Below are 24,386 nucleotides of genomic sequence, written 5' to 3'. Positions count from 1 at the left end.
GCGGTGAAGTTCATGAGCCGGACGTCCATCGGCAAAGGCATGGCTTTTTTCACCCGCGCACCTCCTGATGGTCCAACGCTGCAGTGGCCAGCAACTGGGCGCACAGCGCCTCATAGCTGATGCCTGCGGCACGGGCCGACATGGGCACCAACGAATGGCCGGTCATGCCCGGCGAGGTGTTGATTTCCAGCAAATAAGGCTGACGGGTTTGGCCATCGATCATCACGTCGATGCGGCCCCAGCCGCGGCAGCCGAGCACCTGGTAAGCCTTGACCACCAGCGCCTCGATGGCGGCTTCCTCGGCAGCTGGCAAACCACTGGGCACGAGGTACTGGGTGTCGTCGGTGAAGTATTTGTTCTGGTAGTCGTAATTGCCTTCTGGCGCCACGATGCGGATCACCGGCAAGGCCTTGGCGGATTCGCCTGCGCCCAGCACCGGGCAGGTGACTTCGTCACCCACAATGCATTGCTCGCACAAGATGTCGGCATCGCATTGCGCGGCCTGGGTCAATGCGGCGGGCAACTCGTCGGCGCGGGTGACCTTGGTCACGCCAATCGAGGAGCCTTCGCGTGCTGGCTTGACGATCATGGGCAAACCCAAGGCAGCGATCAATTTTTCAGCCGAAACGCTGGCCAATTGTTCGCGGTGCACCAGTTCATAACGCGGTGTGGGCAGGCCCTCGGCGATCCAGACACGCTTGGTCATGGTCTTGTCCATCGCGATGCTGGAAGCCATCACGCCGGAGCCGGTGTAAGGGATGCCCAGCAACTCCAGCGCGCCTTGCACAGTACCGTCTTCGCCATAACGACCATGCAAAGCAATGAAGCACAGGTCAAAGCCCTCGCGCTTGAGCTCACTGAGGTCGCGCTCGGCGGGATCAAACGCATGCGCCTGCACACCCGAAGCCTGCAAGGCTTGGAGCACGCCCTGACCGGACATCAAAGACACCTCGCGCTCAGCGGAACGTCCGCCCATCAGCACAGCCACTTTTCCCAATTTTGAAGTGCTCATGCAGCACCTCCCATTTCTACAACTTTGGCAGGCACGGCACCGATGGTGCCCGCACCCATGCAAATCACCACATCGCCATCACGTGCGTTGGTCAACACCGCTTGAGGCATCTCGGTGATGTCATCGACAAACACCGGCTCCACCTTGCCCGCCACGCGCAAAGCACGTGCCAAGGACCGGCCATCGGCGGCCACAATTGGCGCTTCACCGGCGGCATAGACCTCGGACAACAAAACGGCATCGGCGCCATTGCCAATGACTTTGACAAAGTCTTCAAAACAATCACGCGTGCGGCTGTAGCGGTGAGGCTGGAAGGCCAAGACCAAGCGGCGACCAGCAAATGCCCCTCGAGCGGCCGCCAAAGTCGCGGCCATCTCCACGGGGTGGTGACCGTAGTCGTCGATCAAGGTGAATTGCCCTTGCCCATCGGCGGTGCGCACCTGGCCATAGCGTTGAAAACGGCGGCCCACACCTTTGAAACCAGCCAGGGCACGCTGCACAGCAGCATCGTCCACGCCCAACTCGACGGCCACGGCCACGGCCGCCAGCGCGTTGAGCACATTGTGTTTGCCCGGCAGATTCAGCACGATGGGCATATCGGCCATGACCACGCCGTTACGGCGCTGCACGGTGAAATGCATCTGGCCGTCCACGGCGCGCACATCCACAGCGCGCACTTGCGCGCCTTCGTTCAAACCATAGGTGGTAACCGGACGCGCGATGTCATTCAGGATGGTCTGCACACCTGGATCGTCGGCACACATGATGGCCGTACCGTAAAAAGGCATGCGGTGCAGAAAGTCCACAAAGGCGGCTTTCAAGCGGGCCAAATCGTGGCCATAAGTTTCCATGTGGTCCGCGTCGATGTTGGTCACCACCGCCATCACGGGCAACAGGTTCAGGAAAGACGCATCCGACTCGTCGGCCTCGACCACGATGTAGTCACCGGTGCCCAGCTTGGCATTGGCGCCAGCGCTGTTCAAACGTCCACCGATCACAAAGGTCGGGTCCAGCCCGGCTTCGGCCAGCACGCTGGCGACCAAACTGGTGGTGGTGGTTTTGCCGTGTGTACCGGCAATGGCCACGCCTTGCTTCATGCGCATCAACTCGGCCAGCATCACCGCACGCGGCACGATCGGGATGTGGCGCTCGCGCGCGGCCAGCACTTCGGGGTTGTCCGCCTTGACGGCGGTAGAGGTGACCACGGCATCGGCATCGCGCACGTTGTCGGCGCTGTGACCCACATGCGTCTGGATGCCCAGGCCAGCCAGACGGCGCAAGGTGGCGCTGTCCGACAGGTCAGAGCCCGAAATGGCATAACCCAAATTGAGCAACACCTCGGCAATGCCGCTCATGCCTGAGCCGCCAATGCCGATGAAATGAATGTTTCGAATGGCGTGTTTCATGCCGCCAACTCCTCACAAGCCATCACAACCTCCCGAGTTGCATTTGTTTTTTTCTGTTCGTGGGCTTTTTGGGCGCAAGCCAGCAACTGGCTGCGATCCAGATTTTGTAAACGTGCGGCCAAAGACTCGGCCGTCAATTCGGCCTGCTGCACCAGCCAGCCGCCACCGTGCTCCACCAAAAATCGGGCATTGGTGGTTTGGTGGTCATCCACCGCAAAGGGGAAAGGCACAAACAAGGCGGCCACACCCACGGCGGCCAATTCGGTCACAGTGCTGGCGCCTGCACGGCAGATCACCAGATCGGCCTGCGCAAAGGCGGTGGCCGTGTCGTCGATGAAGGGGGTCAACTCGGCCTGCACACCAGCGGCCAGGTAGTTGGCGCGCAGTGCATCGATCTGCTTGGCGCCGCTTTGGTGGATGACCTGCGGACGCTGTGCTTCAGGGATCAGTGCCAGCGCTTGCGGCACGGTGTCATTGAGCGCCTTGGCGCCCAGACTGCCGCCAACCACCAGGACGCGCAATGGACCGCTGCGGCCGGCAAAGCGCTCTGCCGGGGTGGCTTGTTGCGTGAAAGCTTGACGCAGGGGGTTGCCCACCCATTGGCCGGTTTTGAACACTTGCGGGAAAGCGGTGAACACCCGGTCGGCCACTTGGGCCAAGACCTTGTTGGCCATGCCTGCCACCGAGTTTTGTTCATGCAGGACGACGGGCTTGCCGCACAGGCTGGCCATCATGCCGCCCGGGAAGGTGATGTAACCGCCCAAGCCCAGCACCACATCGGGCTGGACGCGGCGCACCACCTGCAGGCTTTGCCAGAAAGCCTTGAGCAAGCGCAGGGGCAGCAAAGCCAACGTTTTCAAGCCCTTGCCACGCACGCCGCCGAAGTCGATGGCCTCGAAGGCGAATCCACGCGGAGGGACCAACTGGCTTTCCATGCTGTTAGGAGCACCCAACCAGTGCACGCGCCAACCGGCATCACGCAAGGCTTCGGCCACAGCCAAGCCGGGAAAGATGTGCCCGCCCGTGCCGCCGGCCATGATCAATGCGCATTTTTGTTTGAGTTCGATCATGCCCGACCTCCGCGCATCATTTGTTTGTTTTCGGCATCAATGCGCAACACGATGGCGATCGCCACCAGGTTCATCATGATGGCCGAGCCGCCGTAACTCATCAGCGGCAGTGTCAAACCTTTGGTGGGCAAAGCGCCCAAGTTCACGCCCATGTTGATGAAGGCCTGAAAACCAATCCAGATGCCCACACCTTGTGCCACCAAGCCCGAAAACACTTTGTCCAGCGCAATGGATTGGCGGCCAATCACCATGATGCGACGGGCCAGCCACAGGAACATGAAAATGACCAAGGTCACACCGACCAAACCGAACTCTTCGCCAATCACAGCCAGCAAAAAGTCGGTGTGGGCTTCCGGCAGCCAATGCAGTTTTTCAACGCTGCCGCCCAGCCCCACCCCCCAGACTTCGCCTCGGCCAATCGCGATCAGAGAGTGCGACAGCTGGTAGCCCTTGCCCAAAGCATGCTCGGCACTGAAGGGATCGAGGTAAGCAAAAATGCGCTCGCGCCGCCAAGGCGATGCAGCGATCATGACCACAAACGCCCCGACCAGCACCGCAAAAATCAGGAAGAACATGCGGGCATTCACGCCACCCAGGAACAGAATACCCATGGCGATGATGGCGATCACCATGAAGGCACCCATGTCAGGTTCAGCCAGCAAAAACACACCGGCCAGAGCGACGGCCGCACCCATGGGCCATACCGCACGGAAGAAATGCTCTTTCACCTCCATCTTGCGCACCATGTAATCGGCCGCATAAATGATGGTCGCCAACTTGGCCAATTCGGATGGCTGGAAGTTCGTGATGCCTAACGAAATCCAGCGGCGGGCTCCATTGACGCCTTTGCCGATGTAGGGAATGAGCACCAGCGCCAACAGCACAAGTGCCAAAACGAACATGGGACGGGCCAATTTTTCCCAAGTTTCCATGGGCACCTGGAAGGCCAGCAAAGCCACCGCACAACCCATGACCAAAGAGACAATGTGCCGCGTCAAAAAATGCGTCTGCGCATAACGTGCAAAGCGCGGGTTATCGGGCATAGCGATCGAGGCTGAATACACCATGACCATGCCCCACATCAGCAAGGCCACGACCACCCAGACCAAGGCCTGGTCCACACCCTGCAAGCGAGCGGCCGAACCGGGTGACTGGCGCGCAAATTCATAGCCGCCCAGATTCACCGGCAAGCCCTGTGCTGCGGCGACCTCGGCCTTGGCTTGGCCGCCAGTGAACAGGCCAGCCAAGCGCACAAAGCTGCCGCGCAGGGTTGGCATGAAGCCTTGGCTTTCGCTCACAGCGCGCCCTCCATGCTGGCACCGGCCGCTTCCGCCAGATCGGCGACAGCCTGCACAAACACACGTGCACGGTGCTCGTAGTCCTTGAACATGTCAAAACTGGCGCAGGCTGGCGACATCAAAACCGCATCACCACTTTGTGCCAAGGCGGTGGCCTTTTCTACCGCTGCCGCCATGTCAGCGGCATCCTCGACGGGCACATCCACCCCGCTCAAGGCTTCGCGGATCAGCGCAGCATCGCGACCGATCAACACGACGGCACGCGCAAAACGCGACACGGGCTCGGCCAGTGGCGAGAAATCTTGCCCTTTGCCATCACCGCCCAAGACCACCACCACGCGGCGGTCAGCGCCCAGCCCTTGCAAGGCCGCCACAGTGGCCCCCACATTGGTGCCTTTGCTGTCGTCAAAGTATTCCACCTCATTGACCACGGCAATCGGCTCGACGCGGTGTGGCTCACCGCGGTATTCGCGCAAGCCGTACAACATGGGCGCCAGAGAACAACCGGCGCTGCTGGCCAAAGCCAAAGCGGCCAGAGCGTTGACCGCGTTGTGGCGACCGCGAATGCGCAAAGCATCGGCAGGCATGAGGCGCTGAATGTGCAACTCTTCTTCGGCATCCTTGCGGCGACGGCGGGTTTCGTCGGCCTCCAGGGCGCGCACCAGCCAGGTCATGCCGTTCATCACTTCAATGCCAAAGTCACCGGGGCGCTGAGGCATGTCACCACCAAATGTGAGGCAAGCCCGTTCAATCGGCCGCTGCAACTTGACCTTGATCGGCGCGGGCCGCATGGCCATGACTTGCGCGTCTTCGCGGTTGAGCACCATCAGGCCTTGGTCACCAAAAATGCGGGCTTTGGCAGCCGCATAGGCGGCCATCGAACCATGCCAATCCAGATGGTCTTGCGTGATGTTCAGCACGGTGGCGGCCGTGGGCTCAAAGCCTTCGCTGCTGTCGAGCTGGAAACTCGACAGCTCCAGCACCCAGACTTGCGGCAAGGCCTTGGCCATGGGGTGCACCACAAGGGGGGCGACCACGGGCAGCACGGTGTTGACGCTTTCTTCGGCATCTACTTGGGCATCTGCTCCGGCGTCTGCTTCGGCGCTATTTCCGTCGTCCTTGTCAGCGTCATTTTTGGCGTCTTCGTCCACGGCGGCTTCAGCATCCACCTCGGCTTCGCCAGCGCTTTGAACATCGGGTGTTTTGACCGGCGTCGCGGCAATGGCTTCAGCCACCGTCTCGGTCGCCGCTTGCGCAGCTTCTTGAGCCTCTTGCTCAGCCAGCTCTTGGGCTTGCTGCTCAACAAAGGCCTGGGCCTCTACCAGCGATTGGGCCAATGTGTCGAGCAATGTGGGGCCAATGTTGCCCGCCACCTTGACGGTCTTGCCAGCACGCTCGACCAGTTGGCCTGTCAACGAGGTCACCGTGGTCTTGCCGTTGGTGCCGGTGATGGCCAGCACCTGCGGGGCATAGCCATATTCATGCTTCAACTCTTGCAAGCCGGCAGCGAACAAGCTCAACTCCCCCCCTTGCCACAGGCCAATGGCCTTGGCGGCATCCACCACAGGGGCGACCACTTCGGGCGACAGACCCGGGCTGCGGAACACGGCACGCACAGAGCGGCCTTCCACCAAGCTGGCAGCGAAGGGGCCTGCCACAAAGCGCACGGCTGGCCACTCGGCCTGCAGTGCGGCCAGTTGCGGCGGTGTCTCACGGGTATCGGCCACGGTCACCTCTGCACCGGCGCGGGCGCACCAACGGGCCATTGCCAGGCCCGAAGCACCCAAACCGAGAATCAGAACGTGTTGACCGTGGAGCTGTTGCATGGCTTACCTCAGCTTCAGAGTCGACAAGCCGACCAAACACAGCAGCATGGTGATGATCCAGAAACGCACAACGACCTGCGTTTCTTTCCAGCCGCTCTTTTCAAAGTGGTGGTGCAAAGGCGCCATCTTCAAGATGCGGCGTCCTTCACCGTATTTCTTTTTGGTGTACTTGAAGTAGGCCACCTGGGCCATGACCGACAAGGCCTCGACCACAAAGATGCCCCCCATGATGGACAGCACGATTTCCTGGCGCACGATCACCGCAATGGTGCCCAATGCGGCCCCCAAGGCCAGTGCGCCCACATCGCCCATGAACACTTGTGCAGGGTGTGTGTTGAACCACAAGAAAGCCAAACCGGCACCGGCCATGGCCGCGCAGAAAATCATCAGTTCACCCGAGCCCGGGATGTGCGGCAAAAACAGGTACTTGGAATACACCGAACTGCCGGTCACATAGGCAAACACGCCCAGCGCCGAGCCCACCATGACCACCGGCATGATGGCCAGGCCATCCAAACCATCGGTCAGGTTGACCGCGTTGCTGGCGCCCACGATGACCAAGTAGGTCAGGATCACAAAACCGAACACGCCCAGCGGATAGCTCACCTCCTTGAAAAAGGGCACCATCAAACCGGCTTTGGGTGGCAGATTCACATCAAACCCGGACATGACCCATTTGGCAAACAGGTCCAACACGCGCAGGTTCGAACTTTCGGAAATGCTGAACACCAAGTACAGCGCGGCCAACAGGCCGATCACCGATTGCCAGAAATATTTTTCGCGTGAACGCATGCCTTCGGGGTCTTTGTTGACCACCTTGCGCCAGTCATCTACCCAGCCGATGGCGCCAAAGCCCAAAGTCACGATCAACACGATCCAGACGAAGCGGTTGGACAGGTCAAACCACAGCAAGGTCGACACAGCGATCGACAGCAAAATCAAGACGCCGCCCATCGTGGGCGTGCCGCTTTTGGCCAGGTGCGACTGCATGGCATACCCACGGATCGGTTGACCGATCTTGAGCGCGGTCAGGCGACGGATCACAAAAGGACCGGCACCCAAACCGATCAGCAAAGCGGTCAAAGCCGCCATCACCGCACGGAAGGTGATGTATTGGAATACACGCAAAAAGCCCCACTCCGGAGACAAAGTTTGCAACCATTGCGCCAAACTAAGCAGCATGGGCCTCCCCTTTTTTGTTGTTGATGTTTGTCGCTTGCTGAACCAGTGCTTCCACCACCTGCTCCATCTTCATGAAGCGCGAGCCCTTGACGACGATGCTCTGGAAGTCCATCGCTTGCGCCAACACGGCTTCGCGCAGCGAGGCCATATTTTCAAAATGACGGGCTGAGCCATAGGCTTTGGCCGCATCGCCGCACAACTCGCCCAAGGTGTACAAGGCTTCAATGCCACGCTCAGCGGCATAGGCGCCGACTTCGGCGTGGAACTGCGGACCTTGGTCGCCCACCTCGCCCATGTCACCGAGCACCATCAGCCGTGGGCCAGGCAACTCGGCCAGCACGTCGATCGCTGCACGTACCGAATCGGGATTGGCGTTGTAGGTGTCATCTACCAAGGACAGCGCCTGGCCATTCATGTTCAAGAGCAAGGCGCGCGAGCGCCCCTTGACCGACTCAAAGGCTTGCAAGCCCTGCACCACAGCGGCCAGTTGCACCCCTGCAGACAACGCACAAGCGGCGGCGGCCAGTGCGTTTTTCACGTTGTGACGGCCCGCGATGTGCAAACGCACAGGTGCCGTGCACTCGGCTGTTTTGAGTGTGAATTGCCAGGCACCTGCCGTCCAGAGCACGACAGCAGCACTGATTTGGGCATCTTCCAAGGCAAAAGTGCAGCATGCACGAGGCGCGGCCAATTTCATCCAAATATGGGTGTAGGTTTCGTCGGCGGGATAAACCGCTACGCCCTGTGGCGGCAAAGCTTGCAGCACCGCGCCGTTTTCATACGCAACCGCCTCTACCGTGCCCATGTATTCCTGGTGTTCACGCTGGGCGTTGTTCACCAGTGCCACGGTGGGCTTCGCAATGCGCGCCAGATAGGCGATCTCGCCGGGGTGGTTCATGCCCAGCTCCACCACGGCGACGCGGTGGTGCGCACGCAGGTTAAGCAAAGTCAGCGGCACGCCAATGTCGTTGTTGAGGTTGCCTTGTGTCGACAAACTGTGCTCAGGGGCATGGGCACGCAAGATCGAAGCGACCATTTGCGTGACCGTGGTTTTGCCATTGCTGCCCGTGATGGCGATCAGGGGCAAGTCAAACTGGGCACGCCAACCGGCTGCCAATTCGCCCAACGCAAGACGTGCATCGGGAACAACGATCGCGCTCAAGCCCTGAACCAACGCCAAGGCTTCGCCTTGCGGCTCACACAACACAGCTGCAGCACCTTGCGCCTTGGCTTGGTCGATGAACTGGTTGGCATCAAATTTTTCGCCACGCAAGGCCACAAACAAATCACCGGATCGCAGTGTTCGGGTGTCGGTGTGGACACGGTCCACCACCAGATGAGCATCCCCCACGCAACGGGCGTTGGTCAGCCAACTGTGTGCTTGCTGCAAAGACAGATTCATCGCGCTCATGCCTTGTCCTCCTGCGCGGCAAGAGTGAAACGGGCGACACGTCGCTGCAAACCTTGCTCTACATGCTCGACATCCGAGAAGGGCTGCCGAACACCCTGGATTTCCTGGTAGGTCTCATGGCCTTTACCTGCCACAAGAACCACGTCTTCGTTCTCAGCCTGCTCCATCACCCAGGCGATGGCTTGCGCACGGTCCACCAAACAGGTGGCCTGATCAGCCGACTTCAAGCCTTGTGCCATCGCCGCCAAGATGGCCTCGGGCGACTCCGTGCGTGGGTTGTCGCTGGTCAGCACCACATGGTCTGCGCCCGCTTGTGCGGCTGCCGCCATCAAAGGGCGTTTGCCGGGATCGCGGTCACCCCCACAACCGAGGACGCACCACAAACGACCGCCGCGTTGATCTGCCAAAGTACGCAAAGCGCTCAAGGCTTTCTCAACGGCATCCGGTGTGTGGGCGTAATCGACCACCGACAAGGGCGCGTCGATTTTGAGTGCCACCACGCGCTGCATGCGTCCTGGCACCGCCGTCAGATAGCTGCAGGCTTGTACGGCTTCTTGTAAGGAATGACCTAGCGCACACACCGTCGCGATAACACCCAACAAATTGTCAATGTTGTAGTCACCAATCAGGCCCGTCTGCAGCGTGAGGGTCTGACCTGCCAAGCTGACCTCGAAAGAAAGACCTTCGTTGCTTGGCAATGGACGCGCCTGCAAGCGAGCAGCCCCTTGGCGAGAACAAGTCCAGACATCCAGACCGCGTGCCTGCAATTGCTGGGCCAAACGAGCCCCTTGAGGATCGTCCACATTGAGGACGGCAACTTGCAAACCTGGCCAGTTGAACAGTGCCTCCTTGGCCGCCCAATAGGCATCCATGCTGCCGTGGTAATCCAGGTGGTCTTGGGTGAAATTGGTGAAAACCGCCACGCGGATGCGTACGCCATCCAAGCGGTGCTCCGCCAAACCGATTGAAGAGGCTTCGATCGCGCAGTGCGCCAGTCCAGCATCGGCAAACTCGCGCAATTGCCGCTGCAGCAACACCGGATCGGGGGTCGTCATGCCCGTGCTCACCAACTGCGGCAATTGCCCCACACCCAATGTACCGATCAAACCGCAAGTGCTTTTCAGAACTGGCGAAGACAGTGCTTGGGCGAGCCACCATGTGATCGATGTTTTGCCGTTGGTTCCGGTAACCGCCAAAACAGAAATCTCATCGCTGGGATTCTCATAATAGGCATCGGCCAACCAACCCGTCTGGGCTTTGAGGTTGGACATGCAGGCCATGCGCTCGCGCTTATGTTGCGTCTGGTCTTGTTCGCTCAAGGACTGCCATGGCTCGCTGCCTTCCTGAGCAAGGATGCAGGCATGTGCGTCCTGCCGTAAAGCCGATGCCAAATACAGGCGCCCATCGGTTGCCGCACCAGGCCAGGCGATGAACGCATCACCGGGCTGCACCAAACGGCTGTCGGTGCGCAATTCACCGGTCACGCGTTGACGCAACCAGCGTGCTGCATCCAAGGGTGTCATGAGAGTCTTCATCAGAAAGACTCCTCCACCGCATTGCTGACAATTTGTGGCTTGACCGCCATGTCAGGCTGTACACCCATCAAGCGCAGGGTTTGCTGCACCGTCTGGCTGAACACGGGTGCGGCCACATCGCCACCAAAATAACGGCCATTGGTGGGCTCATCGATCATGACTGCCACAACGATGCGTGGCGCCTCAATGGGCGCCATGCCGACGAAAAAGCCACGGTATTTTTTGCCCGCGTAGCCCTTGCCTTCTTGCTTGTGTGCAGTGCCGGTTTTACCCCCCACCGAATAGCCCATGGTTTGGGCTTTTTGCGCCGTTCCGCCAGGGCCGGCAGCCATTTGCAACATCTTGCGCATGGCTTTGGCATTTTCACTGCTGATCACCCGTGTGCCCTGCACTTGACCGTTCGCTTTCATCAAGGTGGCAGGCACCACCTCGCCATCGCGGGCAAACACGGTGTAAGCCCTCGCCACCTGGAACAAACTGGCCGAAATGCCATAGCCGTAGCTCATGGTGGCTTGCTCAATGGGGCGCCATGTTTTGTAGGGCCGCAAACGGCCACTGACCACACCGGGAAACGGCAATTGCGGTTTTTGACCATAGCCCACCTGGGTGAACATTTCCCACATTTCGCGAGGTTGCATCTGCATCGCCATCTTGACGGTGCCAACGTTGCTCGACTTCTGAATCACTTCATTGACCGTCAGCACGCCATGGGGGTGGGCGTCTGTGATGGTCGAGCCCGTGATGGTGATTCGCCCCGGCGCTGTCTGAATGGGGGTTTCCGGTTTAACCAAACCTTTTTCAAGCGCCAGCGCTACGGCAAAAGGCTTCATCGTCGAGCCAGGCTCGAATGTGTCGGTCAGCGCCCGGTTGCGCAATTGCTCACCGCTCAAATTGACCCGTTTATCAGGCGAATAACTGGGGTAATTGGCGAGCGCCAAAATTTCACCGGTTTGGGCATCCAACACGACCACGCTGCCAGCCTTGGCCTTGTTGTCCACCACAGCCTCACGCAGTTTTTGGTAGGCAAAGAACTGAACTTTGCTGTCCACGCTCAACTGCAGATCCATGCCGTCTTCGGGAGGAATGGTCTCCCCCACCGATTCCACCACACGGCCCAAACGGTCCTTGATCACACGACGGGAACCTGGCTTGCCGGCGAGCTGCTTTTGAAAAACCAACTCCACACCTTCCTGGCCTTGGTCTTCCACATTGGTAAAGCCCACGATGTGGGCTGCAGCCTCACCTTCAGGGTACAAACGCTTGTACTCCCGGATATCGTAAACGCCCTTGATGTTCAAGGCCTGGATTTCCTTGACCACCGGCTCATCCATTTGGCGTCGTAGCCAGACAAACGTCTTTTCTTCGTCCTTGAGCTTTTTGTCCAGTTCGGCTGGACTCATCTGCAAAAGACGGGCCAACTCGCGCAGCTTGACCGGATCGCGCTCGATGTCTTCGGGACTGGCCCAGACACTGGGTGCAGGTACGCTCGAAGCGAGCAACATGCCATTGCGATCGAGAACGCGTCCACGGTTTGCGGGCAAACTCAAGGTACGAGCAAAACGCACCTCACCTTGGCGCAGAAAAAAGTCATTGGCAATCACCTGCACATAAGCCGCGCGCCCTACCAAGCCCAAGAAGCCCAAAGCGATTGCCGCCACGATGAATTTGCTGCGCCACACTGGCGTCTTGCTGGCCAATAAAGGGCTGGAGCTCAACTGCACGCTGCGGTTGCTCATGGGTGAGCCTCCCGGGAAGGGGCAGCCACCGGGGCGACAGGCGCAGACGCCTTGCCCGACAAATTCACGTATTGTGTGATAGCAGGCGTTGCCGTTTTCATTTGCAGTTGTTGACGCGCGATATTTTCCACACGCAAAGGCGTGGCCTGAGCTCTGCGCTCGACCAGCAAACGATCACGCTCGATCTCCAGGCGATGCGCATCCTTGCGCGCAGACTCCATCGCCATGAACAAACGTCGCGATTCGTACTGGCTATGCACCAAAACCAAGGCACTGGCCAGCACAGTCAAAACCAAAAGCACATTGAGTCGCGTCATGCAGGCACCTCAGTGCGCTCAGCAATGCGCATGATGGCACTGCGAGATCGAGGGTTGCCCGCCACCTCTTCGGCACTGGGTTTGACGCGGCCCAGGGCATTCAGACGCATCTGGACAGGCGCAGCAAACGGCACCCGGCGGTCCACCACCTCTTTGGAATGCTTGGCCATGAACTGTTTGACGATCCGGTCTTCCAGCGAATGGAAGCTGATCACCACCAAGCGCGCACCAGGCCTGAGCACGCGCAGGCTGGCTGTTAACGCTTGTTCGAGCTCTTCAAGCTCGGCATTGATGAAAATCCGAAAAGCCTGAAATGTCCGCGTTGCAGGGTCCTTACCCGGCTCGCGGGTTTTGACCGTGTCAGCCACGAGCTGGGCCAGATCGGCGGTGGTTGAAATTGGGCCCCGCTCTTGTCGGCGAGCCACAAGCGCCTTTGCAATCTGAAAAGCAAACCGTTCTTCGCCATAGTCACGTATCACCTCCGTGATTTGATCCACTGTTGCCGTTGCCAGCCATTCGGCCACGCTCTCGCCGCGCGTGGTGTCCATGCGCATGTCCAGCGGGCCGTCAAAACGAAAAGAAAAACCCCTTTCGGGGCTGTCGATCTGGGGTGAGCTGACACCCAGGTCCATCAACACACCATCGACAGAGCCATCGGGCAAGTCGCTCAGGTTGGCAAAGCCTTCATGCCGAATCGAGAAACGAGGATCTTCAATGCGCCTCGCCTCGGCAATCGCCTCCAAGTCCTTGTCAAAAGCCTGCAAGCGGCCTTGCGCAGACAAGCGGGACAAAATCAAACGGGAATGACCACCGCGACCAAAAGTGGCATCGACATAAGCGCCATCCACACCCGCATCCGCCTGCAACAAAGCATCTACGGCTTCTTGCAACAGCACGGTGATGTGGACGGGCTTTGACTCGGTCATGGCCATCAGAACGAAAAGTCCTTGAACACATCGGGCATCTCACCCTGCATGGCTTGGGCTTCCTGAGCGTCGTAGGTGGCTTTGTCCCACAGCTCGAAGTGATTGCCCATGCCCAAGAGCATGGTGTCCTTGGAAATACCGGCAGCCTGGCGCAACTCGGGCGAGATCAGCACGCGGCCCGTGCCATCCATCTCCACATCCATGGCATTGCCCAGAAAAATACGTTTCCACCACTGGGCAGACATGGGCAACTGAGCGATGCGCTCACGGAACTTTTCCCACTCATTGCGAGGGAAAACCATCAGGCAACCATGGGGGTGCTTGGTGATGGTCAAGTGGCCCTGTGCCATCGCGCTCAAGACGTCACGGTGCCGGGTCGGCACAGACAGCCGCCCCTTGGCATCCAGACTCAGCGATGAAGCCCCTTGAAACACGTGAATGACCTTTTTCAGTTGCAAACTGCAATCGGAGGCACTTTCCCCCACTTAATTGCACTTTTTTGCACTGTATCAGGAAATCCACCCACTACAAGGTGTCTTTGTAGATTTTTTTCAATGAAATCAACAGCTTAGCTCGCAAATTGGAAGCCAGCAAAGGGTAAATTTCTTTCAAAATTAGGCACTTACAAGGGCCAATGAAAGTGATGTCTAAAGGAATTAAAAATTGTAAAAATTGCTGGCAAGAACTTGAAAATCATAAAAATCAAATTCGCCATATCCCATCAGGCATAAAAAAACCCCTCGAAAGGGGTTTTTGCAGAACGCGAGCCGAGGCATCAATCTCCGAACATCTTTTGCTTGAGTTCACGGCGCTGCTGCGCCTCCAAGGACAAGGTGGCCGTGGGACGGGCCAGCAAACGGCCCACACCAATGGCTTCGCCGGTCTCATCGCAAAAACCGTAATCACCCGCATCGATCCGGATGATGGATTGCTCAATTTTCTTGAGCAATTTGCGCTCACGGTCTCGAGTACGCAATTCCAAGGCGTGTTCCTCCTCGATCGTCGCACGGTCTGCGGGATCGGGCACCACCACCGTGTCTTCACGCAGATGCTCAGTGGTCTCGCCCGCGCTGTTCAAAATATCCTGCTTGAGCGTGACCAACTTGCGCCGGAAGTAAGCCATCTGCACATCGTTCATGTACTCGGCATCGGACATGGCGATGATTTCAGCATCGCTGAGCTCCTCCAGCTTCTTGGTCTTCCAGTTGTTGGCCAACTTAGCGTCTTTTTTGATCGGGGTAAATGACGGCGCTACGGGCGCAGGTGCGCTGGGCAAGAAACTGGCTTTGGCCGCTGTCGAGGCCACGGCTTGCGGCAATGAAGGCACGGTGATTTGGGCCAAACGGGCAGAAGGGCGTGTGGCACGCACAGGCTGATCGGGGGAAGTGGCCACAGGAGCGGGCACAACAGGAGCCTTGACAGGCTCCGCTTTGGTAACGGGCATAGGTTTCGCTTGAGAAACTGCATCGGCCTTTTTAGCGGACGGTGCAGGGGCAGCCTTCGCCTTGGTGGCGGGACTGGATTTGGCGGCGACAACCGCTTTGAGAGAAGCGGCAGGCACCACCGGTTTCGTTTTGACTGCAGCCGCTTTGGGGGCTACAGCCGCTTTTTTGCCAGTCAAAGTCTTGGCAGGTTTTTTTGCGGGCACCGCTTTAACAGGGGCTTTTGCTGCCACTTTGGGCGCCGCTTTTGTTGGCGCCTTGGCAGCTGACTTGGAGACTTTGGCGGTCACGGCCACTTTGGCCTTGACCGGAGCTTTCGCCGGGGCCTTGGGCTTGACAGCTGCTTTGACCTTGGCCACGGCCTTCACAGGCGCCGACTTGGCTTTGACTGGCGCTGCTTTTTTAACTGCTGCGACAGGTTTTTGGGCCTTGGCCGGGGTCTTCTTTTGAGCCACTTTGGCTGCTGGTTTCTTCGAGGTCTTCACGCCTTGTCTCCTGGCCGTGTTGAAGGGCAAGTCAAGCAAGGCCTGCACAAGGCAAATCCATTACCCAACCCGTACATGTACATCTCAAACCCTTGTTATAGACCTTGTGGGGTTCGCACGCCCCTCCAAAAGAGGGTGCCGTCAGGGCGGCGATTGTAGCGACAAGAAAGCGCAAAAAACGCCAACGTGCGGATTAAAGACAAGTTCGCTCGCAAAGGGCAGAACGGGTACTGCGCCGAACAAGCTCAAATCAGGCACTGATCCAGGCCCTGCAACAAAATATCCTTGGGTAAATCGATGCCAATGAACACCATCTTGCTCAATTTGGGCTCGCCCTCAGCCCACATCGGCCCCAGATCGCTGCCCATGAGCTGGTGCACGCCTTGGAAAATGACTTTGCGCTCGGTGCCGCGCATGTTCAGCACACCTTTGTAGCGCAGCATGCGGGGGCCGTAGATGTTGACGATGGCACCCAGGAAATCTTCCAGCTTGGCCGGATCAAAGGCCCGCTCAGAGCGGAACACAAAACTCTTTACGTCATCGTCGTGGTGATGGTGGTGACCATGGCCGTGGCTGTTTTCATGGTCATGTGAAGGGTGGTCGCAATGCTCTCCGTGTTCGTGGTCATGCTGGTGCGAGGGGTGATCGCAATGCTCGCCATGGACATGGTCGTGACCTTCTTCGCTCAGGAAATCAGGGTCGATGTCCAGCTTGGCGTTCAGGTTGAAGCCCTTGAGGTCAAAGACTTCGCTCAAAGCCACCTCACCGAAATGCACCACCTTTTGCGGCGCACGCGGGTTCATGTGCTTGAGGCGGTGCTGCAAAGCATCGAGGTCACCCGCCGACACCAGATCGGCCTTGCTGATGAAAATCTGATCGGCAAAGCCCACCTGGCGACGCGCTTCCTGGCGGTCATTCAGTTGCTGCGCCGCGTGCTTGGCGTCTACCAGCGTCAAGATGGAGTCCAGCAAAAAAGTCTCGGCGATCTCGTCGTCCATGAAAAAGGTCTGCGCCACCGGGCCAGGATCGGCCAGGCCGGTGGTCTCGATCACGATGCGGTCAAACGTCAGCAGGCCCTTGCGGCGCTTGGCGGCCAGCAACTGCAGCGTGGCCCGCAGGTCTTCGCGGATGGTGCAGCAGATGCAGCCATTGCTCATCTGGATGATCTGCTCGTTGGTGTCAGACACCAGGATGTCGTTGTCGATGTTTTCCTCACCGAACTCGTTCTCGATCACGGCAATCTTTTGGCCATGCGCTTCGGTCAGCACGCGCTTGAGCAAGGTGGTTTTTCCTGAGCCCAAAAAGCCGGTCAAGATGGTTGCAGGAATAAGTGCCATGAAATGCTCCGAGAAAAGGTCGATAACAAGAGAGGGGGAGTGTAGCGATGAATATCGCTCTGGCTGTCATGCTGGTCTTGATCCGGCATCCAGGCTTCATGTCATGCCGGACTTGATCCGGCATCCAGGCTGTTGGTTTGTGCACGATGGACCCCGGGTCTTCGCCCGGGGTGACAGGCAAGCTCTCAATACGGCTGACAGGCGGCCACAAGATCGTTCACAACAGGGGCGTGCATACACGCCCTCCAGACCAAGCTTTACTTGCGCACCACCACCAAGCCCTTCAAGTACTCCCCTTCCGGGAAGTTGATGGTCATCGGGTGATCGGGGGCACCTTGCAGGCGTTCGCTGATGTAACCGTCCACGCCCGCATCGGTGCCGGCCGAGGCCACGATTTTGTGGAACAGGTCGGCGCTGATGCCGCCTGAGCAGGAATAGGTGAACAGCTCGCCACCCGGGGCCAGCAACTTGAAGGCCAAGCGGTTGATGTCTTTGTAGGCGCGGGCAGCACGCTCGGCGTGAGCGACTGTGGGCGCGAATTTGGGCGGATCGAGCACGATGGCGTCAAAGGTTTCGCCCCCTTCGATGAAAGCACGCAGGCTGGCGTTCACATCGGCATCCATGAAGGTGGTGCGGGACTCGTCAAAGCCGTTCAGCCGCACATGGGCACGGGCACGCTCGAGTGCCGGACCAGAAGAATCAATCGAGGTCACATGCCCTGCCCCACCGGCCAGCGCCGCCACGGTGAAGCCGCCGGTGTAGCAATAGCAATTGAGCACCTTGCCAAATCGGCGGTGGCGCGTGTGCTGCGCAAAGCGGTGGCGGCTGTCGCGCTGGTCCAGGTAAAAGCCGGTCTTGTGGCCAGTGGCCACATCCAGCGTCAGCTGCCAGTCGTGTTCGCGGATGGTGATCTCGGTGGGGCCGTCGCCGCGCAGCCAGCCGGTGACTTCGGGCAAGCCTTCGAGGCTGCGCACGTTGGCATCGGATCGCTCATACAGGCGCGAAAGACCCGTGACTTTGAGCAAGGCATCGGCAATCGCTGATTTGAAACGCTCGGTGCCGCAGCTGGTGAATTGCGCGACCAGCGTGTCGGCGTAGCGGTCCACGATCAGGCCCGGCAAACCGTCGGACTCCCCATGCACCAGGCGCACACCATCGCTTTGGATGTCAAACCACTGACGCGCGGCCACGGCTTGGGCGATGCGCGATTCGATGAAAGCCGCGTCAATGCGTTGGGCATCATCAAAACTCCAAACACGCGCCCGGATGCGCGAGCTGGGGCTGAACGATGCCCAGCCCAGAAACTGCCCGGCGTGCGATTCCACACGCACCGTCTCACCGGGGTCACCCCCGCCTTTGGCAATGGCAGAGTCAAACACCCAGGGGTGGCGGCGCAGCAAGGAACGTTCTTTGCCGTCTTTGAGTCGAATGGTTTTCATGGGGGCTATTGTCGGGCACTGTCCCGCTCCAGCTCGGCAGGGCTTTCGCCGCCATGGCGAGCGAAGCGCGGCCATCCAGTGCCGGGCCGGGCAACGCCACTGGATGGCCGCGTCGCTGCGCTCCTCGCAATGACGCGTTCAAACTTTATTTGCGCTTGGCTCGAGGATGCGCCGCGTCGTAGGCCTTGGCCAGATGCTGAAAGTCCAGCCGCGTGTAGACCTGCGTGGTGGTGATGTTGGCGTGCCCCAACAACTCTTGCACTGCCCGCAAGTCGCCGCTGGACTGCAGCACATGGCTGGCAAAGGAGTGGCGCAGCATGTGCGGGTGCACCGGCGTGGCCAAACCTGCGAGCTGGCTGCGGCGCTTGAGGCGCAACTCCACCGATCGCGCCGTCAGGCGCGTGCCACGGTGCCCCGGAAACAGCGCCAGCGATGTGGGCGATGCGCCCGGCGTGGCCTGTGTCAACATGCCCGGCACCTGCGTGCGCACCGCCAACCAATGCGTCAGCGCCTCGATGGCAGCGCTGCCCAGCGGCACGCTGCGGCGCTTGCCGCCTTTGCCCTGCACTTGCACCTCAGCGTTTTGCACATCGATCCAGCCGCGTCCGGCGCGGGCCGCTTCGGTGCTTGGCAGCACATCCAGACCGGTCAACTCGGCCACACGCAAGCCACAACCGTAAAGCAACTCGACCATGGCCGCATCGCGCGCCTCCAACCAGGGATCGTCATCGTTTTCTTCGTGCTCGGCCAATTGCACCGCCTCGTCCACCCCCAAGGCTTTGGGCAAAGGCTTGGCCACACGGGGGGCCCGCACGTCCACCACGGGGTTGTGGCCAATCAGCCCTTCACGCCCGAGCCAGGTGTAAAAACCGCGCCAACCCGACAAGATGAGGGCAATGCCCCGCCCCGTGCGGCCCGCGCTGTGCATTTGGGCCACCCAGCGGCGGATGTGCCCGGTCTGCACCTGCAGCAAGGGCATGTTGACGGCGCTGGCCATCTCGGCCAAGCGAATCAGGTCGAGCCGGTACAGGGTGCAGGTGCGCTCGGCCAAACGTTTTTCAAAACGCACGTGGTCCAGGTAGCGGATGACCAACGGGTCCATTTCACGCGCCACCGATGACTGATCTTGCGGCAACTCAGTCATACCCTGGCATCCGCATCAGGCGCGCAACACCGACAAAGCGGCCCCCGCCAGCTCGGCCAAGCGCTCGAGCAAATCGGTGCCCATCTGGCTGTTGAAACGCTGGGCATCAGGCGAGGCCAGCACCAGCAAACCAAACGGCGCCTGGCCCGGTGCTGCACGCAAAGCCAGCAAGGCCAGCGAGGCGGCCTGGGCAGGTTCAGCCAACCACTGCACCGCTTCGTAACCGGTGTTGGGCCCCACATAAGGCGTGTCCAGTGATGCGGCCAATTCTTGCACCGCCTCGGTCACGCCCTGCGCATAGGGGGCCTGGCTGTGCGCTGCGTCCAGCGACCACAAACGCAAAGCCAATTGCGGCACCTGAAACAGCTCGCGGATGTTCTCCAGCGCCGACTCCGCCCGATGCTCGGGCTGCGCCACCAGCAAGTCGCAGGACCAACGGTGCAGCTTGTCGGTCAGGATCATGTTCTCGTTGCCGTGCCGGATCATGTCCATGATGCGGTGCTCCAGCCCCTTGATCTTGTCGCGCAGCATCTGCGCTTGGCGCTCTTGCAGGCCCACGGCGCGGTGGCTTTGCGGGTGCGTCAATTGCACCGTGGCCAGCAGCGAGGCATGGCGCTCAAAAAAGTCCGGCGTGTTCACCAGGTAGTCGGCGATGTCGTCTTCGGTGATCGGGCTCATGGGTTCAGGCGTGGTCATGTTCTTGTCTCCAGAAATTCAGGAAAGGGTGTCGGGCACATCGATTTCGCCGTCGAACACCGGGGTGGCGGGGCCGGTCATCATGACCGGGCTGTCGGCCTGGCCGGCCCATTCGATGGTCAGCACGCCGCCGTGGGTCTGCACGTCCACGCGGCTGTCCAGCCAGCCCTGGCGAATGCCCGCCACCACGGCCGCACAAGCGCCGGTGCCGCAGGCCAGGGTCTCGCCCGAGCCGCGCTCGAACACGCGCAGTTTGATCTGGCTGCGCGAGACGATCTGCATGAAGCCCGCATTCACCCGCTTGGGAAAGGCGGGGTGGTGTTCAATCAGCGGTCCTTGGGCCAGCACCGGGAAGGTGTCCACATCGTCCACGCGCTGCACGGCATGCGGGTTGCCCATAGACACCACGCCAACCCGTGCAATGCCCTGCTGGCCCAGTGCCAGATCAAACACCGGCCAGCCGTTGACCTGGTCGCTGATGAGGCCGATCGGGTTGAAAGGCACGCGCTCCCAATCAAACACCGGGGCACCCATGTTCACCGTCACGCGGCCATCGGGGTTCATGGTGAGCTCGATCTCGCCTTGCTGCACTTTCACGCGCACGCTGGTTTTGTCGGTCAGGCCCTTGTCGCGCACATAGCGCACAAAGCAGCGGGCACCGTTGCCACAGTGTTCCACCTCGCCGCCATCGGCGTTGTGGATCACGTATTCAAAGTCCAGGCCTGGCGCGGGCGAAGGCCGCACGGTGAGGATCTGGTCGGCCCCCACGCCAAAGTGGCGGTCGGCCAAAAAACGGTACTGGGCCGCGCTCAGGCCCAGGCGGCCATGCGTCTCGTCGAGCACGACAAAGTCGTTGCCGGCCCCTTGCATCTTGGTAAAGCGAATGTGCATGGCCGCGATTATCACCTTGCGCCCGGGCCAGACAGGACATCAAGTCCCCCGATAATGGCGCATGGCACGCACCTCCCAACTCCTCTACCCCCAACGTGAACCCGCGCCCTTGCGCCCCGCCGCCACCGTGCTGCTGCTGCGCGACGGACCGCAAGGCATTGAAGTGCTGATGACGCGCCGCTCGATGACCGCCAGCTTTGCGCCCGGTGCCTATGTGTTTCCGGGAGGCGGCATCGACGCCGCCGATGCCCAGGCGCACAACCTGGCGCAACGCCGCCCCACACAAAGCGACTTGCACCTGACGCAAGCGATTGCGGCCATCCGTGAAAGCTTTGAAGAGCTGGGCGTCTTGCTCGCCCGCCATGCCGACGGGCGCTGGGCCAACCACGACGACATCGCAGCCATCGATCGGCAAGGTCCGTTTGCTGCCCAATGCCAAGCCCAAGGTCTCACCCTTGCGGCCGATCAGGTGTTCGTGCTGGCCCACTGGATCACCGACCGCGACCTGCCACGCCGCTTTGACGTGCCCTTTTTGGTGGCCCGCATGCCCGAAGGCCAAACCCCGGTGGCCGACGAGGCCGAGCAGTTCGAGCCGGTCTGGGTGCGCCCGGCCGACGCGCTGGCCCGGCACGAAGCGGGTGATTTCTTCATGGTGTACCCGACCATCCGCACGCTGGAGCGCCTCAAAGCCTTTGCCAACGTGGACGAGGTGCTGCAAACCTGCGCCGTCAACGACGAACCGCTGTGGACCAGCTGCCCCCGTGCCGGCTGGCTGGCGGGCAACGAAGCGCGTTACATGGAGCACGAAGCCCCGTTTGGCGAGCTGGCCCTGGTCACGCCCGACGGGCAAATCCACCACCACCTGGACTGGCAGACCGACCAGCCCGTGCCATTGCTGAAGAACGTGCAGCGCCTCACGGCCCCCAACCCCGGGGTGATGACCGGCCCCGGCACCAACAGTTATTTGGTGGGCGACCCGGACACCGGCTACATCGCCATCGACCCGGGCCCCGCCGACGACGAGCACCTGCAGCGCCTGTGGCGCGCCGCAGGCGGGCAGATCAAGGCCATTGTGTGCACCCACTCGCACCCGGACCATTCACCCGGCGCGGCCCCCTTGCAGGCCCTGTGCACGAACAAGCCGCCGATTCTGGGCCTGGCCTCCAAGCCCACCGCCCGCGCCAACAGCCGCTTCACCCCCGAGCGCGAACTGGAAGATGGCGAAAAACTGGTGCTGCAAGGCATTGGCGTCCAAGGCGAGATCACCCACACCCTGCGCGTGGTGCACACCCCCGGCCACGCGGCCAACCACCTGTGTCTGGTGCTCGAAGAAGACGGCCTGCTGTTTTCGGGCGACCATGTGCTCAACGGCAGCACCACCGTGATCGACCCGCCCGACGGCCACATGGGCGACTACCTGGATTCGCTGGACAAACTGGCCGCTGCCTGCGAAGCCGGAAAGATTGAATTCATCTTGCCTGCGCACGGCCATGTGCTGGGCTTTGCGCACCAGGCCATCACGCAGCTGAAGGCGCACCGCTTGAAGCGCGAGGCCAAAATCGCCGCCGCCATGCAGGCCCTGCCCCAGGGCAGCCTGCAAGAATGGGTCGAAAAAGCCTACGACGACGTGCCGCCCCGCCTGTGGCCAGTGGCCGCCCGCTCTTTGCAGGCGCACGTGGACCACATCCGCGAACAAGCCCTGTCTTGATTCGCTTTGAGAATTTTTGAAAGCATTGATGATTTCCTCTGAAGAAGGCATCCGCCTGGCCAAACGCGTGGCCGCCGAGCAAAACTGCTCGCGCCGCGAAGCCGAAGCCCTGATCGTGGCCGGTGGCGTGCAGGTGGCGGGCAAAGTCGTGACCGACCCGGCCCGGCGTGTGCGCGAGGAGCAAACCGTGCAGGTGAACCGCCTGGTGTCCATGGCCGCACTGGCCCCGCTGACCTTGGTGCTGTTCAAACCGGCGCACCGGGTGGCCAACCTGGCCTGGCTGCAAGACACCGTGGGCCTGAAAGCCCCCCAGCCCGGCCTGTGGGGCCCCGAGCGCCTGGCCAAAATGCAGATGCCCCTGCCCTTGGCCAAACCCGCCAGCGGGTTGTGCATCTTCACGGACGATGTGGGCGTGCTGCGCCACCTGGAAGACCGCCGCAGCCCCATGGAACAAGAATGGATGGCCACCGTGGGCGGTGAAGTGCCAGAGGGCCTGGTCAAAGGCCTGAACGGCCCGGGCATCCGCGCCAGCATCAACCGCCAGACCGAGCAACTCACGGTGCTGCGCATCGCGGGCAAAGACATCGACGGGCTGGAGCTGGGCCGCTGGCTGGACGAACAATGCCCCCTGCAGGACCTGCGCCGCCAGCGGGTGGGCCGTTTGAGCCTGGCCCCGCTGGAGCCCGGCCAATGGCGGCAACTGGCAGGCAACGAACGCTTCTAGTTGATTTCCGACAAAAATACACAGGATTTACCCTTGAAATGGAACGGGTAATCCCCAACTGTGTCATGAGTCTGAGAAAATGACCGTTCAGTCACAACTGCAAACCATGCAGTTAGTGACCGGGGCAATGCCCATGAGGGTTTGTCCAACGCAGAAAGGAGCACACCATGCGTTTGAGCACCAAGAGCCGATTTGCCGTCACCGCCATGATCGACGTCGCCCTGCGCGAAGACCGCGGCCCCGTGTCGCTGGCCGCCATCAGCGTGCGCCACCAAATTTCGCTGTCCTATTTAGAACAGCTGTTCAGCAAGCTGCGCCAGCAAGGCCTGGTCGAGAGCACGCGTGGCCCGGGCGGCGGTTATTCGCTGTCGCGCAGCGCCGAAAAGATCACCATGGCCGACATCGTGGGTGCCGTGGACGCCCCTTCCGATGACGAAACCGCAGCCGACGGCAGCTGGATGAACAGCGAGCTGTGGGCCAGCCTGAACGAAAAAATGCTGACGCACCTGCAGTCGATCAGCCTGCGCCAACTGGTGGCCGAGCAGCGCACCCAAGGCGTCACCGTCGAGCCAGCGCCTGCGCCCGCCGTCAAGCGCGGTGTGTTTGCCAAGCCCAAAAGCACCTTGAAGATCACCGCCCCCAACTCGGTGTTTGCGCTGGCGGGCACCTTGATGCCTTCACGCGGCTGATGGGCTTTTGAGCCGCTGACCAAAAAACCCGCTTCGGCGGGTTTTTTCATGGGTTGAAAAAGTGTGAAGCTCGCCGATAAGCCGGATTCTGTGCACAGCGGTTGCCCGCTGC

The 24,386-nt window shown here is 60.5% G+C and carries 21 protein-coding genes; 3 read left to right on the top strand and 18 right to left on the bottom strand.

Features of this window, described 5'->3' with window-relative positions:
• Positions 1-49 precede the first annotated feature (49 nt).
• The 18 genes from Q1W40_RS15120 to dapF all read right to left on the bottom strand — a co-directional run bounded on the left by Q1W40_RS15120 (position 50) and on the right by dapF (position 21,153).
• Positions 50-1,012 (bottom strand): D-alanine--D-alanine ligase, encoded by a 963-nt coding sequence (locus Q1W40_RS15120; protein ID WP_108324411.1) that lies wholly within the window; start codon positions 1,010-1,012, stop codon positions 50-52.
• Positions 1,009-2,418, bottom strand: coding sequence for a UDP-N-acetylmuramate--L-alanine ligase (gene murC / locus Q1W40_RS15115; protein ID WP_300713492.1), 1,410 nt, complete (start codon positions 2,416-2,418; stop codon positions 1,009-1,011). The genes Q1W40_RS15120 and murC overlap by 4 nt, the downstream gene beginning before the upstream one ends.
• Positions 2,415-3,488: an undecaprenyldiphospho-muramoylpentapeptide beta-N-acetylglucosaminyltransferase gene (gene murG / locus Q1W40_RS15110; RefSeq protein WP_300713490.1), complete on the bottom strand. Its 1,074-nt coding sequence runs from the start codon at positions 3,486-3,488 to the stop codon at positions 2,415-2,417. The genes murC and murG overlap by 4 nt, the downstream gene beginning before the upstream one ends.
• Positions 3,485-4,765, bottom strand: coding sequence for a putative lipid II flippase FtsW (ftsW, locus tag Q1W40_RS15105; protein WP_300713497.1), 1,281 nt, complete (start codon positions 4,763-4,765; stop codon positions 3,485-3,487). The genes murG and ftsW overlap by 4 nt, the downstream gene beginning before the upstream one ends.
• 17 nt (positions 4,766-4,782) lie before the next feature.
• Positions 4,783-6,612 carry a UDP-N-acetylmuramoyl-L-alanine--D-glutamate ligase gene (gene murD, locus Q1W40_RS15100; RefSeq protein WP_300713488.1) on the bottom strand — a complete coding sequence of 610 codons (1,830 nt, stop codon included), beginning with the start codon at positions 6,610-6,612 and terminating at the stop codon, positions 4,783-4,785.
• A gap of 3 nt (positions 6,613-6,615) precedes the next feature.
• Complete coding sequence (gene mraY / locus Q1W40_RS15095; protein WP_108324415.1) at positions 6,616-7,794, bottom strand: phospho-N-acetylmuramoyl-pentapeptide-transferase; 1,179 nt, start codon at positions 7,792-7,794, stop codon at positions 6,616-6,618.
• A complete protein-coding gene (gene murF, locus Q1W40_RS15090) occupies positions 7,784-9,205 on the bottom strand; it encodes a UDP-N-acetylmuramoyl-tripeptide--D-alanyl-D-alanine ligase (RefSeq protein ID WP_300713485.1) in 1,422 nt (473 codons plus the stop codon). The genes mraY and murF overlap by 11 nt, the downstream gene beginning before the upstream one ends.
• Positions 9,202-10,740: a UDP-N-acetylmuramoyl-L-alanyl-D-glutamate--2,6-diaminopimelate ligase gene (locus tag Q1W40_RS15085; RefSeq protein WP_300713483.1), complete on the bottom strand. Its 1,539-nt coding sequence runs from the start codon at positions 10,738-10,740 to the stop codon at positions 9,202-9,204. Before Q1W40_RS15085 ends, murF begins: the two co-directional genes overlap by 4 nt.
• Entirely contained in the window at positions 10,740-12,476 is a 1,737-nt protein-coding gene (locus Q1W40_RS15080; RefSeq protein WP_300713481.1) for a penicillin-binding protein 2, read from the bottom strand. Before Q1W40_RS15080 ends, Q1W40_RS15085 begins: the two co-directional genes overlap by 1 nt.
• Positions 12,473-12,793: a cell division protein FtsL gene (gene ftsL / locus Q1W40_RS15075; RefSeq protein ID WP_300713479.1), complete on the bottom strand. Its 321-nt coding sequence runs from the start codon at positions 12,791-12,793 to the stop codon at positions 12,473-12,475. The genes Q1W40_RS15080 and ftsL overlap by 4 nt, the downstream gene beginning before the upstream one ends.
• The gene (gene rsmH / locus Q1W40_RS15070) at positions 12,790-13,719 is read right to left on the bottom strand and encodes a 16S rRNA (cytosine(1402)-N(4))-methyltransferase RsmH (protein ID WP_300713477.1); all 930 of its coding nucleotides are present in this window, start codon (positions 13,717-13,719) and stop codon (positions 12,790-12,792) included. The genes ftsL and rsmH overlap by 4 nt, the downstream gene beginning before the upstream one ends.
• Positions 13,720-13,724: 5 nt before the next feature.
• Positions 13,725-14,153 carry a division/cell wall cluster transcriptional repressor MraZ gene (mraZ, locus tag Q1W40_RS15065; RefSeq protein ID WP_108324718.1) on the bottom strand — a complete coding sequence of 143 codons (429 nt, stop codon included), beginning with the start codon at positions 14,151-14,153 and terminating at the stop codon, positions 13,725-13,727.
• Positions 14,154-14,494: 341 nt separating this feature from the next.
• Positions 14,495-15,646 carry an RNA polymerase-binding protein DksA gene (dksA, locus tag Q1W40_RS15060; RefSeq protein ID WP_315169876.1) on the bottom strand — a complete coding sequence of 384 codons (1,152 nt, stop codon included), beginning with the start codon at positions 15,644-15,646 and terminating at the stop codon, positions 14,495-14,497.
• Between the two features lie 245 nt (positions 15,647-15,891).
• Positions 15,892-16,983, bottom strand: a complete 1,092-nt coding sequence (locus Q1W40_RS15055) for a GTP-binding protein (RefSeq protein WP_300713474.1) — start codon at positions 16,981-16,983, stop codon at positions 15,892-15,894.
• 257 nt (positions 16,984-17,240) lie between these two features.
• Complete coding sequence (locus Q1W40_RS15050; protein WP_300713472.1) at positions 17,241-18,422, bottom strand: class I SAM-dependent methyltransferase; 1,182 nt, start codon at positions 18,420-18,422, stop codon at positions 17,241-17,243.
• Between the two features lie 145 nt (positions 18,423-18,567).
• The gene (locus tag Q1W40_RS15045) at positions 18,568-19,566 is read right to left on the bottom strand and encodes a tyrosine recombinase XerC (protein ID WP_300713470.1); all 999 of its coding nucleotides are present in this window, start codon (positions 19,564-19,566) and stop codon (positions 18,568-18,570) included.
• A gap of 15 nt (positions 19,567-19,581) precedes the next feature.
• Positions 19,582-20,262, bottom strand: coding sequence for a DUF484 family protein (locus Q1W40_RS15040; RefSeq protein WP_108324428.1), 681 nt, complete (start codon positions 20,260-20,262; stop codon positions 19,582-19,584).
• A gap of 18 nt (positions 20,263-20,280) precedes the next feature.
• Positions 20,281-21,153, bottom strand: a complete 873-nt coding sequence (dapF, locus tag Q1W40_RS15035; protein WP_300713467.1) for a diaminopimelate epimerase — start codon at positions 21,151-21,153, stop codon at positions 20,281-20,283.
• 61 nt (positions 21,154-21,214) lie between these two features.
• Between dapF and Q1W40_RS15030 the strand changes: the two genes are divergently transcribed.
• The 3 genes from Q1W40_RS15030 (at position 21,215) to Q1W40_RS15020 (ending at position 24,274) form a co-directional block, all read left to right on the top strand.
• On the top strand, positions 21,215-22,861 hold the full coding sequence (locus Q1W40_RS15030) for an MBL fold metallo-hydrolase (protein ID WP_300713465.1): 1,647 nt from the start codon (positions 21,215-21,217) through the stop codon (positions 22,859-22,861).
• 28 nt (positions 22,862-22,889) lie between these two features.
• Positions 22,890-23,585 carry a S4 domain-containing protein gene (locus Q1W40_RS15025; protein WP_300713463.1) on the top strand — a complete coding sequence of 232 codons (696 nt, stop codon included), beginning with the start codon at positions 22,890-22,892 and terminating at the stop codon, positions 23,583-23,585.
• A gap of 167 nt (positions 23,586-23,752) precedes the next feature.
• Positions 23,753-24,274 (top strand): Rrf2 family transcriptional regulator, encoded by a 522-nt coding sequence (locus tag Q1W40_RS15020; protein WP_300713462.1) that lies wholly within the window; start codon positions 23,753-23,755, stop codon positions 24,272-24,274.
• The last annotated feature ends 112 nt before the right edge of the window (positions 24,275-24,386 follow it).

The sequence above is a fragment of the Limnohabitans sp. genome (genome assembly GCF_030158565.1).
GTDB lineage: Bacteria > Pseudomonadota > Gammaproteobacteria > Burkholderiales > Burkholderiaceae_C > Limnohabitans_A.
The sequence above is the reverse complement of the archived record's forward strand: the minus strand, read 5'-3'. Positions and strand labels throughout refer to the sequence as shown.

What these genes read in the sequence shown, in the direction of transcription:
- murC (WP_300713492.1), bottom strand. Translation starts at nt 2,418, where the DNA reads ATGAAACACGCCATTCGAAACATTCATTTCATCGGCATTGGCGGCTCA.
- ftsW (WP_300713497.1), bottom strand. Translation starts at nt 4,765, where the DNA reads ATGCCAACCCTGCGCGGCAGCTTTGTGCGCTTGGCTGGCCTGTTCACT.
- dapF (WP_300713467.1), bottom strand. Translation starts at nt 21,153, where the DNA reads ATGCACATTCGCTTTACCAAGATGCAAGGGGCCGGCAACGACTTTGTC.
- Q1W40_RS15040 (WP_108324428.1), bottom strand. Translation starts at nt 20,262, where the DNA reads ATGACCACGCCTGAACCCATGAGCCCGATCACCGAAGACGACATCGCC.
- Q1W40_RS15045 (WP_300713470.1), bottom strand. Translation starts at nt 19,566, where the DNA reads ATGACTGAGTTGCCGCAAGATCAGTCATCGGTGGCGCGTGAAATGGAC.
- rsmH (WP_300713477.1), bottom strand. Translation starts at nt 13,719, where the DNA reads ATGACCGAGTCAAAGCCCGTCCACATCACCGTGCTGTTGCAAGAAGCC.
- Q1W40_RS15080 (WP_300713481.1), bottom strand. Translation starts at nt 12,476, where the DNA reads ATGAGCAACCGCAGCGTGCAGTTGAGCTCCAGCCCTTTATTGGCCAGC.
- Q1W40_RS15055 (WP_300713474.1), bottom strand. Translation starts at nt 16,983, where the DNA reads ATGGCACTTATTCCTGCAACCATCTTGACCGGCTTTTTGGGCTCAGGA.
- Q1W40_RS15085 (WP_300713483.1), bottom strand. Translation starts at nt 10,740, where the DNA reads ATGAAGACTCTCATGACACCCTTGGATGCAGCACGCTGGTTGCGTCAA.
- Q1W40_RS15120 (WP_108324411.1), bottom strand. Translation starts at nt 1,012, where the DNA reads ATGAGCACTTCAAAATTGGGAAAAGTGGCTGTGCTGATGGGCGGACGT.
- Q1W40_RS15030 (WP_300713465.1), top strand. Translation starts at nt 21,215, where the DNA reads ATGGCACGCACCTCCCAACTCCTCTACCCCCAACGTGAACCCGCGCCC.
- mraY (WP_108324415.1), bottom strand. Translation starts at nt 7,794, where the DNA reads ATGCTGCTTAGTTTGGCGCAATGGTTGCAAACTTTGTCTCCGGAGTGG.
- Q1W40_RS15025 (WP_300713463.1), top strand. Translation starts at nt 22,890, where the DNA reads ATGATTTCCTCTGAAGAAGGCATCCGCCTGGCCAAACGCGTGGCCGCC.
- murG (WP_300713490.1), bottom strand. Translation starts at nt 3,488, where the DNA reads ATGATCGAACTCAAACAAAAATGCGCATTGATCATGGCCGGCGGCACG.
- Q1W40_RS15020 (WP_300713462.1), top strand. Translation starts at nt 23,753, where the DNA reads ATGCGTTTGAGCACCAAGAGCCGATTTGCCGTCACCGCCATGATCGAC.
- ftsL (WP_300713479.1), bottom strand. Translation starts at nt 12,793, where the DNA reads ATGACGCGACTCAATGTGCTTTTGGTTTTGACTGTGCTGGCCAGTGCC.
- murD (WP_300713488.1), bottom strand. Translation starts at nt 6,612, where the DNA reads ATGCAACAGCTCCACGGTCAACACGTTCTGATTCTCGGTTTGGGTGCT.
- murF (WP_300713485.1), bottom strand. Translation starts at nt 9,205, where the DNA reads ATGAGCGCGATGAATCTGTCTTTGCAGCAAGCACACAGTTGGCTGACC.
- Q1W40_RS15050 (WP_300713472.1), bottom strand. Translation starts at nt 18,422, where the DNA reads ATGAAAACCATTCGACTCAAAGACGGCAAAGAACGTTCCTTGCTGCGC.